Source organism: Polyangium sorediatum, from assembly GCF_029946465.1.
Lineage (GTDB): Bacteria > Myxococcota_A > Polyangia > Polyangiales > Polyangiaceae > Polyangium > Polyangium fumosum.
The window spans coordinates 39,366-50,791 of sequence record NZ_JARZHI010000077.1 but is presented as its reverse complement, the minus strand read 5'-3'; the positions used below and the strand labels follow the sequence as shown (position 1 = coordinate 50,791).

Annotated in this window: 8 protein-coding genes; 7 read left to right on the top strand and 1 reads right to left on the bottom strand. The window is 70.0% G+C overall.

The genetic code is table 11. The annotated features are described in order from the left end of the window. The 5 genes from QHF89_RS42720 to QHF89_RS42700 all read left to right on the top strand — a co-directional run. A partial coding sequence (locus QHF89_RS42720) for a serine/threonine protein kinase (protein WP_284721670.1) occupies window positions 1-1,816 on the top strand: 1,816 nt, incomplete at its 5' end. Then, window positions 1,816-2,895: an outer membrane protein assembly factor BamD gene (locus QHF89_RS42715; protein ID WP_136969224.1), complete on the top strand. Its 1,080-nt coding sequence runs from the start codon at window positions 1,816-1,818 to the stop codon at window positions 2,893-2,895. The genes QHF89_RS42720 and QHF89_RS42715, both read left to right, overlap by 1 nt. Beyond that, entirely contained in the window at window positions 2,877-3,485 is a 609-nt protein-coding gene (locus QHF89_RS42710) for a hypothetical protein (RefSeq protein WP_136969223.1), read from the top strand. Before QHF89_RS42715 ends, QHF89_RS42710 begins: the two co-directional genes overlap by 19 nt. A 163-nt stretch (window positions 3,486-3,648) precedes the next feature. Then, a complete protein-coding gene (locus tag QHF89_RS42705; protein ID WP_136969222.1) occupies window positions 3,649-5,976 on the top strand; it encodes a (Fe-S)-binding protein in 2,328 nt (775 codons plus the stop codon). A 160-nt stretch (window positions 5,977-6,136) separates the two neighbouring features. Further along, window positions 6,137-6,379, top strand: coding sequence for a hypothetical protein (locus QHF89_RS42700; protein WP_136969221.1), 243 nt, complete (start codon window positions 6,137-6,139; stop codon window positions 6,377-6,379). A gap of 10 nt (window positions 6,380-6,389) precedes the next feature. On the opposite strand, the gene QHF89_RS42695 is transcribed toward QHF89_RS42700, so the two are convergent. Next, complete coding sequence (locus QHF89_RS42695; protein ID WP_136969220.1) at window positions 6,390-8,660, bottom strand: autotransporter assembly complex protein TamA; 2,271 nt, start codon at window positions 8,658-8,660, stop codon at window positions 6,390-6,392. A 79-nt stretch (window positions 8,661-8,739) separates the two neighbouring features. Between QHF89_RS42695 and QHF89_RS42690 the strand changes: the two genes are divergently transcribed. Both QHF89_RS42690 and QHF89_RS42685 read left to right on the top strand, forming a co-directional pair. Continuing rightward, window positions 8,740-9,309: a QcrA and Rieske domain-containing protein gene (locus QHF89_RS42690; protein ID WP_284721669.1), complete on the top strand. Its 570-nt coding sequence runs from the start codon at window positions 8,740-8,742 to the stop codon at window positions 9,307-9,309. Beyond that, window positions 9,306-11,057 carry a cytochrome b N-terminal domain-containing protein gene (locus QHF89_RS42685; RefSeq protein ID WP_136969219.1) on the top strand — a complete coding sequence of 584 codons (1,752 nt, stop codon included), beginning with the start codon at window positions 9,306-9,308 and terminating at the stop codon, window positions 11,055-11,057. Before QHF89_RS42690 ends, QHF89_RS42685 begins: the two co-directional genes overlap by 4 nt. The last annotated feature ends 369 nt before the right edge of the window (window positions 11,058-11,426 follow it).

The following is an 11,426-nucleotide window of genomic DNA, read 5'->3' as shown; positions in this document are numbered from 1 at the left end:
GCCGTTCCCGAGCCCCCTCGAAGCGCCCGCGCCCGCCGCGCCGTCGCCGCCGCGCCCCGCCGCAGGGGCGCCCGCGCCCGCGCCGCGCCCGGCCGCAGGCGCGCCGGCCGTGCCCGCCGATGTCGGCGAGGCCGTGAACCCGCAGCAAGGTGATCTCCAGCCGGGGCTCGTGATCCAGAGCCGCTACCGCATCGAGAAGCTCATCGGTCGCGGCGGCATGGGCGCGGTGTACGCCGTTCGTCACGTCAACACCGGCGAGATCTGCGCGCTCAAGCTCCTGCATCCGTCGGTCGCGAACAACCCCGGCGCCGTCGAGCGCTTCCGCACCGAGGCGCGCGCGCCCGTCAGCATCGGCAGCGAGCACGTCGTGCGCGTCATCGACGCCGACGTCGCGCCCGAGATCGGCGGCGTGCCGTTCATCGTGATGGAGCTGCTCAAGGGCCGGGATCTCGGCTCGGAGCTGAAGCAACGCGGCGCGCTGCCCGCGGGCGAGGTCGTCGTGTACCTGAAGCAGGTCGCGCGTGTCCTCGACAAGGCGCACACGCTCGGCATCGTCCACCGCGATCTCAAGCCGGCGAACCTCATCGTCACGCAACGCGAGGACGGCACGCCGCTCGTGAAGATCCTCGACTTCGGCATCGCCAAGCTCGTCGATCAGAGCGACGCCAAGGAGCTCACGCAGGACGGCGCGATCTTCGGCACGCCCTGGTACATGTCGCCCGAGCAGGCCCGCGGACAGGCGTCGAAGGTCGGCCCGGCCGCGGATCTGTGGGCGCTCGGGCTCATCGCCTACCGCCTGCTCACCGGGAAAAACTACTGGTCCGCCGAGGGCATGGCCGCGCTCATCGGGCAGATCCTCTACGAGCCGATGACCCCGCCGAGCACGATGTCGCCGCACCTCGGCCCGCGCTTCGACGCGTGGTTCGCCCGGGCTTGCGCGCGGGAAGCCGAGCAGCGATACCCGAACGCGGTCGAGCAGACCCAGGCCCTCGCCATGGCGCTGCAGGTGAACTACGCGGCGCAACCGACGAGCCTCGACATGCCGAACCCGTCGGATCTCTCCGCGTCGGCGCAGGTGCGTCAGGCGCTGCAAGGCATGCCGATGTACGGCATGAGCGTGGCGGGCGGCTCGATCCCGCCGGGCATGTCGATCCCGGGCACGAGCATCCCCGCCGCCGGCCTCTCGCAAGCCGGCATGACGCTGCCGCCCGGCGTGAACCCCGCGGCGCTCTCGCACGCGGGCGCGACGGCCGCGCAGCTCGCGGCGATGGGCATGTCGCAGTCGGGCGCGCCCATCCCGCGCGTGTCGATCCCGCCGGGGACGACGGGCGCGCCGCTCTACTCGACGCAGGCCGGGGCGACGGTGCAGCCGGCCCGGTCGAAGCTCGGCGCGATCGTCGCAGGCGGGCTCATCGCGGTGGGCCTCGCAGGCGCAGCCGGGCTTTATTTCGTGTTCAAGGGGAAGGCTGCCGTGCCCGTGCCCGCCGTGCAGGCCACGGCCACGACGCCGCCCGCCGCGACGACGGCCGAGCCGGCGCCGCCGCCGGTCGCCCCGCCGGTCGCCCCGCCGCCGACGACCGAGCCTGCGGCCACGGCCGCGCCGACGGCCGATCCTGCGCAGGCCGCCGAGCCCGAGGAGGATCTCGCGATCGAAGTCGCGCCGACGGCCGAGCCTTCCGCCGCGCCCACGGCGGCGCCGACGGCCAAGCCCACGGCCGCCGCGGTGGCCGCCACCACGGCGACGACGAAGAGCGGCACTGGAAAACCGAAGCCTTCTAGTACCGTCGCGCCGAAGGTCGGTAACATCAAGTTCTGATGAACGAGCTCTGCCGGCGTTCGCTCGCCTTTGCCTTCGTCGCCTTCGTTGGTCTCGCCGCGCCCGCGTCCTCGCAGGCGTCCGACGCGCAGACCTCGCAGGCCCAGATCCAGCTCGCGCGCCAGGCCGCATCGGAGGGGCTCACGGCCTATCGCGCGGGCCAGTTCGACAAGGCGCTGAACCTCTTCGAGCAGGCGAAGGCGCTCTACCCGAGCGCGCAGATCGTCCGCATGATCGGCTACTCGTTGCTCGCGCTCGAGAAGTGGATGCCCGCGGCCGAGGCCATGCAAGCCGCGCTCGTCTCGGACGTCGGGGCCCTGTCCGACGAGGACAAGACCGACGTCAACGATCAGCTCGCGAAGGCGATGGTGCACATCGGCGTGCTGAACGTCACGTCGAAGGTGAGCGGGGCGAAGCTCGTGGTGGACGATCAGCCGGCCGTGAATCTGCCGCTCGCGAAGGCGTTGTGGCTCTCGCCCGGCAAGCACAAGATCGTCGTGAGCGCGCCGGACCACGAGGACGAGGTGCAGGAGATCGAGCTCGAAGGCGGCAAGCCGCTCGAGCTCTCGATCGATCCAAAGGAGGTCAAAAAAGAGGCGCCGCCTCCGCCGCCTCCGCCGCCTCCGCCGCCTCCGCCGCAGAAAAACTGGATCCCGCAGCAGCGCCTGATCGGGCTCGTGGCGACGGGCGTGGGCGCAGGGCTCGGGCTCGGCACGCTCGGCGCGAGCCTCGTGTCGACCCACCTGCGCAACAACGTCGCGCGCGACATCGAGATCCACGAGCGGATGTACGGGACGAACTGCAGCCGCGGGGACGCTTCGTTCTGTCAGCTCGATCGTCAGGTGATCGCGGCCGACGGGCGCGACGCGAACACGATGCGGAACCTGAGCGTGGGCCTCGGCATCAGCGCGCTCGTGCTCGGCGCAGGCGGGATCGTGCTGACGGTGTTCGCGATGCCGGAGGAGCCCGCGAAGCCCAAGGATGAAGCACCGCCCGCGGCGCAAAATGGCGCGGGCATCCGTTCGTTCGCGTGTGGTCCGCTCGGCGGCCTCGGCGTCTCATGCGCAGGCACGTTCTGAAGCCCCAGAGCCTGCTCGCCGCGCTCGCGTTCGTGCTCGCAGGGCCGGCGTGTATCGAGGTGCCTGCGCCGCCGGCGAAAGACGCGCTCAAGGTCGTCGACGTGAAGGCGAGCGAGGGCGTGGTGCTCGAGACCGCCTGCACGCCGACGGGCATCGAGACGTGCTTCGACGCCCGCGACGACAACTGCAACGGCGTCATCGACGAGGGTTGCGGGCTGCACACGGGCATCTTGCAGTTCGTGATCGCGTGGGAGGCCGTCGAGGCCGACGTGGACCTGAACGTCTACGACGTCGGCGGCGAGCTCGCGCGGGTCGGCGAGCCGACCTCGACGGGCCTCGTGAAGGACCGCGATTGTCCGCAGGCCGAGAACGAGTGTCAGGGCCAGAACGTGGAGAACGTCTACCTGGCCGAGGGGGACCCGAAGCGCGGTCGCTACCGCGTGGTGATCCGCCTCGACAAGCTCAACGGCGCGGCCGCGCCGGTGCGGGTGCGCCTCGGCGCGCGCGTGGGGCAGCGGCCGTTCAGCATGGTCGTGGAGCTCGCGCCAGGCGCGGGCACGGAAGAGAAGTCGTTCGAGTTCACACTTTGATCTCGCGGCCAGCCGGTTGACGCTTGGTTGACGCTTGGGGGCTCCGCGAGGACGAGCCTAGCGACGCCCCCACAAACCCCCGTGACGCGCGGCATCGCTCGGGTTGACGCGCGGCCACTCGGCCACCTACAACAGGGTCCGTTTCCCCGGGAGAACGCGCGCCATGAATCCGCTCATGATGTTTCTCATGATCTTCGGCCTGGCCGGGGCCTTCGCGTACAGCGCAGGCCGGCGGTGGTCGCTGCTCCAGGTCGGGCGGCCGGAAGATCGCTTCGACGATGTTCCGGAGCGCGTGAAGGGCACGGCGATCTACGCGCTCGCCCAGAAGAAGATGCATTACTACCGGCTCGCCGGTGCAGCCCACATGCTCATCTTCCTGGGCTTCGTGGTGCTCCTGGCCCGGTCGATCATCCTCTGGGGCCGCGGGTTCGACCCGTCGTTCAACCTCTTCATCCTGGGGCCCGAGGGCTTCCTCGGCCTGCCCCTCGGCCACGCCTACGAGTTCCTGAAGGACATCATCGCGTCGCTCGTCATCGTCGGCGCGCTCGTCTTCCTGTACTTCCGCGTGATCAAGGTCGACCCCCGCATGACCAAGTCAGGCGAGGCGATCCTGATCCTCGGCATCATCATGACGATGATGCTGGCGGACATGCTCTACGACGGCGCCTCCATGGTCCTGCACCACAAGGGCCTCGTGGGCTGTACGGGGCGGAACCTGGAGCCCGAGTACTGCGACGCCGTGCGCAAGGTCGTGGCCCCGCTCGGGCCGGCGCCGACACACGCGCTCGCCTGGGCGCCGTTCCCCTCGCCGGCCGGCTCGCTCTTCGCGACCCTGCTCGCGGGCGTGCCGCGCGACACGTTGCTCGTGATCGCCAAGATCGGCTTCTGGACGCACGCGTCGCTCGTCCTGATCTTCGCGAACGTCCTTCCGTACTCGAAGCACTTCCACGTCATCACGGCGGTCTTCAACGTCTTCTTCCGGAACGTGACGCCGCGCGGGCGGCTGCCGATGATGGCGCCGAGCGCGGAGGCGATCGGCGAGATGGTCATGAAGATGGCCGAGGAGCCCGCGAAGGCCGAGCCGGTCGGCGTGAACAAGATCCAGGACTTCACCTGGAAGGCGATCCTCGACTTCTACACGTGCACGGAGTGCGGGCGTTGCTCCGACAACTGCCCCGCCCACAAGACGGGCAAGCTGCTCTCGCCGAAGCAGCTCACGCTGAACCTGCGCGACCACCTGTACGACCACGACAGCGTGCTCATCGCGCAGAAGCACGAGGCCGATCGCGTGGGCGGGGCGCTGCCGCGGCCCGACGCGACGACGGAGGACAACGGCGAGGTCGGGCCCTACCGCTCGGAGCCGGAGAGCTTGCAAGCGCAGCCGAGCGCCGAGGCCGCCGACGCGAGCAAGGATCTCGTGGCGAACGTGATCCACCCGGACGTGCTCTGGGCCTGCACGACGTGCCGGGCCTGCGAGGAGCAGTGTCCCGTGATGATCAGCTACGTCGACAAGATCGTGGAGATGCGGCGGCACCTGGTGCTCGTGAAGGGCGAGTTCCCGGCGCAGCTCAACGGTCCGTTCCAGGCGCTCGAGGTGAACGGCAACCCCTGGAACCTCGCCCGCATGGATCGCGCGAACTGGGCTGAGGGGCTCGACGTGCCGATGATGTCGGACAACCCCAAGGCCGAGGTGCTCTATTGGGTCGGCTGCGCGGCGAGCTACGACGACCGGGCGAAGAAGATCGCGCGGGCGACGGCGCGGCTGCTCAAGGAGGCGGGCGTGGACTTCGCGGTCCTCGGGCAGGAGGAGACCTGCACGGGGGATCCGGCGCGGCGCGCGGGCAACGAGTACCTGTTCGCGATGCTGGCCGAGCAGAACGTGGCCACGCTGAACGGCTACAAGGACCAGGGCGGGGTGAAGAAGATCATCACGGCCTGCCCGCACTGCTTCAATACGATCCTGAACGAATACCCCGACTTCGGCGCGAAGTTCGAGGTCGTGCATCACACGGACTACCTGCTCGGGCTCGTGGCGGAGCGGAAGCTCTCGCCGAAGACGCCGGTGAAGGGCAAGGTCGTGTTCCACGACTCCTGCTACCTCGGCCGTTACAACGACGTGTACGAGCAGCCGCGCGACATCCTGAAGAGCATCCCGGGCGTGGAGCTCGTCGAGGCGGAGGGCTGGAACCGCAACAAGGGCCTGTGCTGCGGCGCCGGCGGCGCGCAGTTCTGGATGGAGGAGCAAAACAAGGATCGCGTGAACGTGAAGCGCACGCTCCAGCTCCTGCAGACGGAGGCGAAGACGATCGCGACCGCGTGCCCCTTCTGCCAGACGATGATCACCGACGGCCTGAAGGCGCACGGGAAGGAAGAAAGCGTGCGTCAGCTCGACGTGTCGGAGATCCTGCTCGAGAGCTGCCTCGAAGGCGGGTCGAAGAAGGAAAAGGCGAAGAAGGCGGCGCCCGAGGCGGAAGCCCAGGCCGAGGCCTGATCACGCAAGTTCCGCGATTCCCTCAATCCCACCCAGGAATCGCCTGGTCCACCCCCCCTCGTTCCGGAGCACGTGCGTCCGACGAGAGCCTGAGCTAGATTCGGGCGGTCGCCGGATCCGAGGGAGGCATATGGAGCAACCGCGTAACATGGTTTTTTCCATGGCCATCGATTCGCTGGCCGACGTGGCGCTCAAAACGCGCACGACGCCGGAGGACGCGGGGGAGCTCCGGTGCGACGCCTGCTCGGAGCCCATCGAAGGGGAGCCGGCCGGGCGAGGGCTCTACGTGTGGACCCGCGGAGACGAGGTCCGCTACGAGGAGCCGCCGCTCTGCGCGCAATGCGCGACGGCCATCGGGATCACGGCGCTCGCGACGTGGAGCGTCGAAGAAGAAGAAGGCTGAGCCTCCCAGCTCAGAACGCCTCGCCGATCGCGATCGTGGTCACGATCGGGAATCCGCCCGTATATCCGAACAAGCCGACGTCGTAGCCAAGCTCGTTCTCGTCGCAGATGCCGATCTGCTGCGCGCACGGGATGCGGTAGCCGACGTCCACACGGACAGGGCCGACCGGGGTCGCATACCGGACGCCGAGCCCGGCGGACATGTGCGGGCGGTTGAGGGCGAGCTCACCGAGGCCCGGCCTCACGTCGCTCGCGTCGAGGAAGAGGATCGCGCCGAGGTTCTCGGTGAACGAGAGGCGCACCTCGAGCGCGGACTCCCACAAGGTGAGGCCGCCCGTCGGCGCCCACGGAGGCACGGCCCCACGCGCGGTGTCACGGAGCGGTACGCTCGCGTGCATGCCGACGCCGTTGTAGACGTAGCCGCGGTTCGAGTTGGGGCCGCCGCTGTAGAATCCGCGGAACTGCAGGAGCTGCAGGGACCTGCGGAGGTCGTCGAGGGAGACGTTCGTGCCGTCGACGATGCCGTCGTCGTTCTCGTCGGGGCGTTTCTTGTCGCGGGCCTTGGGGCCGAGGAGGTCGAGGGTCTGCTGGAAGTCGTCCGAGCGCGGGATGAGGAAGCCGCCGGCCAGGCGGAAGGCGAGGGTGACGCGCTTGGCGACGGGCACGTAGGCGCGGAGCTCGGGGCGGAGGCGGACGTCGTCGGCGTCGCCGGGGAGGAAGTAGCCCGCGAGCTGCGCGTTGAGGTTCAGGTAGACGCCGCGGCGCGGGGTGATGCGGTCGGTCTCGCCGCGGTCGTTCTGGCGGAAATCGAGCGTGCCCACGGTCTCGAGGTACGTGAAGAGCAGGCGGGTGAAGCCTTCGGGGACGCCGTCGTGCCAGTACAGGAACGGGTCGTCGTACTGCACGTGGATGAACTGCCCGAGGTAATGCGTGAAGTCGGCGAAGCGGCGTTCGAGGCCGAGGGTGACGGCCGCCTCGCGGTAGCCGAGCGCAGGCTCCTTGGCCTCGGGCGTGCCGGGGGCGGGCGCCGTGATGATGTTGAGGGGGCGGTAGATGTTCGCCGCGCCGCGGAGGACGGCCTGCGTGCGGGGCTCGAAGACGCCGGGCTGGCGGAGCTCGAAGCGCAGGCGGATCTCGGGGAGGATGTAGCTCGGGCGCGCGAGGAAGAGGTTGTAGAGGGCGTTCGGGTAGAACACGAGGCCGGGGCGCGCCTCGACGGCGAAGCGGCGCAAGCCGCCGAGGAAGTTGCGGTCCTCCCAGCTCGCCGTGCCGTGCGCCTCGACGCGCCCGCCGGCCTCGGCGCCGAAGCCGAGCTTGACGGCGCGGAGCGCGGCAGGCTGGACGACGATCGTGACGGGGACGACGTTCGTGCGCGGCTTGTCGGGCGGCGGGAGCTCGGGGCGGACGTCGATGGCGCCGAAGACGCCGAAGTCGGCGAGGGCGCGCTCGGCGGAGGCGAGGGTGGCGGTGGAGAAGCGCTCGCCCTTCTTGAAGCCGAGGGCCGCGCGGATCGGCTTTTCTGGTAGCTCGCCGAGGCCGACGATGCGGACGTCGCCGAAGCTGGCCTGGGGGCCGAGCTCGATGGTGTAGGTGACGTCGGCGGTGTGGGCGACGAGGTCGACCTTGGCGTCGCCGCGGACGTTCGCGTAGGGGAAGCCGCGCTCGGTGAGGACGCGGATGAGGGCCTTTTTCGTGGCCTCGTAGCTGTCCTCCTCGAAGCGCTTGCCGAGGGGCAGCTCGTTCTTCGCCTCGGTGACGGGGCGCGTGACGTCGGCCGCGTCGGGCAGGCGCCAGTCGACCCAGGCGAGGTCGACCTTGCGGAGGTTCACGGGTTTGCCCTCGTCGACGACGATCTCGATGCGGAGCTTGCCGTCGGACTTGCGGCGCATGACCCGGCCCGCCTCGACGTGCGCCTCGTAAAACCCGCGGCTGCGGTAGTAACGCTCGATGCGGGCGAGGTCGCGCTCGAGGACGAAGCGGTCGAAGCGCTCGTACTCGACGGCCAGGACGTCGCTGAGGCCGAGGATGGGGATGCCCTGGAGGACGCCGCCGAGCGGATGCGAGCTCTCCGCGGTGGCGATGCTGTCCTTGATGGCGGCGTCGGGGATCTCGTCGTTGCCGAGGACGTCGACCTCTTCGATGATGCAGCCGGAGAGGTCTTGAGGGTTACACGTCGGGGCTTTGGGGGGCGTGGTTTTGCATGCCGCGGACGTGACGAGGCTCAGGGCGAGCGGCAGGAGCCTGCGCAAGGCGACGCGGGATCTGATCCTGTTCTGCGTCAAGTGGCCTCCCCCTCGGGTATCCTCGAACCGCCGCGCGCGGGCGCGGCGGAGAGGGAGAGCCTACGAGATGGCGGAGCCAATGCAAAACGACCTCGGCGGCGAGCCGCCGCGGGCCGAGCGTCCCGAGGAACCTTCGCGCGTCGACGGCGGCCGTCGTGGCGCGCTGAAGGTGCTCGTCGCGCTGGGCGGCGCGGCCTACGCGGGCGCAATCGTGCTCCCCGCCGCGACCATGCTGGCCCCGTCGTCCGAGGGCGGCGTGGGCGCGGCGCGGTGGATGCGCGTGTGTCGCCTCGCCGAGCTGAGCGAGGGCGAGCCGCGGCGCGTCGTGGTCGTCGGCGACGAGCGTGACGCGTACACGGTGACGAAGGATCAGCTCCTCGGCTCGATCTGGGTGACGAAGAAGGGCGAGAGCGTGACGGCGCTCAGCGCGGTTTGTCCGCACCTCGGCTGCTCGATCGATCTGAACGGCGACAAGCAGAGCTTCTCGTGTCCCTGCCACACGTCGAAGTTCTCGCTCGCGGGCGCGGCGGAAGCAGGGCCGAGCCCGCGCGGGATGGATCCGCTCGTGGTGCGCGTCGTGGACGGGCACGTCGAGGTGGACTTCAAGCTCTTCCGCCAGGGGATCGCGGAGCGAAAGGAGGTCGGGTGAAGCTCGGCGATTGGCTCGACGAACGGACGGGCTACCGGGCGATCACCCGGAAGTTCGTGGAGGCGACCGTCCCCGGCGGCGCGCGCTTCGCGTACGCATGGGGCGCGGCGCTCGGGATCGTGCTCTTGCTCGAAGCGGTGACGGGCGTGCTGCTCATGACCGTGTATTCGCCGAGCGCGACGACGGCGTGGGCGAGCGTGGCGTACCTGCAGCAAGCGGTGCCGGCGGGCTGGATCGTGCGCGGGCTGCACCAGTTCGGCGCGCAGGCGGCGATCGTGCTCGCGGTGATCCACGTGGGGTACGCGATCGTGCGCGGGGCGTATCGCAAGCCGCGGGAGCTGACGTATTGGCTGGCGCTCGCGATGGTGGGGCTCGTCGTGGTCACGGCGCTGACGGGCAACCCGCTGCGCTGGGATCAACGCGGCTTCTGGGGCCTGCGTGTCGAGACGGGGATCATCGGGACGTTGCCCGTGGTCGGCGGCGTCTTGCAGCAGCTCCTGCTCGGCGGAGGCACGCCGGGGCACATGACGCTGTCGCGTCTGTACACGCTGCACACGGTGGTGCTCCCGTTCCTGCTCGGCGTGATCGCGGCGAAGCACCTGTGGCTGTCGCGCAAGCACGGGCCGGCGCTCGCGACGCCCGCGGACGCGGTGAAGTCGGATCGATACTTCCCGACGCAGGCGGCGCGCGACGTGATCGTGGCCGTGGTGGTGCTCGGCGTGATCGGGGCGCTGACGTATCTGCGGCATGGCGCGCCGCTCGACGCGCCGGCGGATCCGACGAGCGACTACCCGGCGCGGCCCGAGTGGTACTTCCTCGCGCTCTACGAGATGCGAAAGCCCTTCCCGGGCAAGCTGGAGCTCATCGCGACGGTGGTGATTCCAGGGCTCGTGGTGGGGTACCTGGTGCTCTTGCCGCTGCTCGACAAGAAGGCGGATCGCGGCGTGATGAAGCGGCTGCCGCTGCTCGTGCCGGTGGGCCTGTTCGGGGTGGCGGCGGGCGTGTTGACGTTCGCGTCGATGCGCACGGACGCGGCCGACGCGGAGTTCGGGAAGGCGGTGGCGAAGGCCGAGGCGCAAGGGGTGAAGGCGCTCAAGCTGGCGCAGGAAGGCGTGCCGCCGGAGGGCGCGCTCGCGATGCTGCGCAACCACCCGGAGACGCGACGCGTGGCGCTCTTCGAGCAGCACTGCGCGAGCTGCCATCGCATGGGGGATCTCGGGCCGCCGAAGGGCAAGGACACGGCGCCGGATCTCACGGGCTTCGGCACGAAGGCGTGGGCGAAGCGGGTGATGGAGGAGCCGGATCACGACATGATGTTCGGCAAGACCGCGTTCAAGGGCGAGATGCCGAGCATGACGAAGCCGCCCGCGGATCCCGAGGCCGCGAAGGCGTTCACGGCGATGAACCCGGCCGACCTCGACGCGATCGCGGACTTCCTCGCCGTGCAAGCGCAAGGGAAGAAGGGCGAGGGGTTGCCGGGTGAGAAGCTCGTGAGCCAGCGATGCACGAGCTGCCATCGGTTCGACGGCAAGACGGACGACGAGGACTCGCTCGCGCCGGAGCTGCGCGGCTGGGCCTCGGTGCCGTGGATCCTCGCGCAGATCGAGGATCCAGGGAGCGGCAAGACCTATCCCAAGGGCGCGATGGATCCGAAGCTCGAAGGGCACATGCCCGCGTTCAAGGAGAAGCTCTCCGAGAAGGATCAGGCGCTGCTCGCGCGGTTCGTGCAGGAGCAGGCGGGCAAGTAGGGAACGTGGGGCAGCGGGGACCTCGCTGCCTCGCGCCAACGTCTCCTGAAAGGGAGCGGCGAAGCGCCGAAGAGCGGTCCGCGTGACGCCGAAGACGCTTGGCGGCGCGCCAACGAGGGGTCGGCGTGGCCCGGGGGGCGTTGGCGACGCGCCAACGAGGGGTCGGCGTGGCCCGGGGGGGCGTTGGCGAAGCGCCAAAGGGCGGTCGGCGCGGCCCAGGGGGTCGTTGGCGACGCGCCGAAGAGCGGTCCGGTTGACGCCAAAGACGCTTGGCGAAGCGCCAAAGGGCGGTCGGCGCGGCCCAGGGGGTCATTGGCGACGCGCCAACGAGGGGTCGGCGTGGCCCGGAGGGTCGTTGGCGACGCGCCA

What these genes read in the sequence shown, in the direction of transcription:
- QHF89_RS42710 (WP_136969223.1), top strand. Translation starts at nt 2,877, where the DNA reads ATGCGCAGGCACGTTCTGAAGCCCCAGAGCCTGCTCGCCGCGCTCGCG.
- QHF89_RS42705 (WP_136969222.1), top strand. Translation starts at nt 3,649, where the DNA reads ATGAATCCGCTCATGATGTTTCTCATGATCTTCGGCCTGGCCGGGGCC.
- QHF89_RS42690 (WP_284721669.1), top strand. Translation starts at nt 8,740, where the DNA reads ATGCAAAACGACCTCGGCGGCGAGCCGCCGCGGGCCGAGCGTCCCGAG.
- QHF89_RS42700 (WP_136969221.1), top strand. Translation starts at nt 6,137, where the DNA reads ATGGCCATCGATTCGCTGGCCGACGTGGCGCTCAAAACGCGCACGACG.
- QHF89_RS42715 (WP_136969224.1), top strand. Translation starts at nt 1,816, where the DNA reads ATGAACGAGCTCTGCCGGCGTTCGCTCGCCTTTGCCTTCGTCGCCTTC.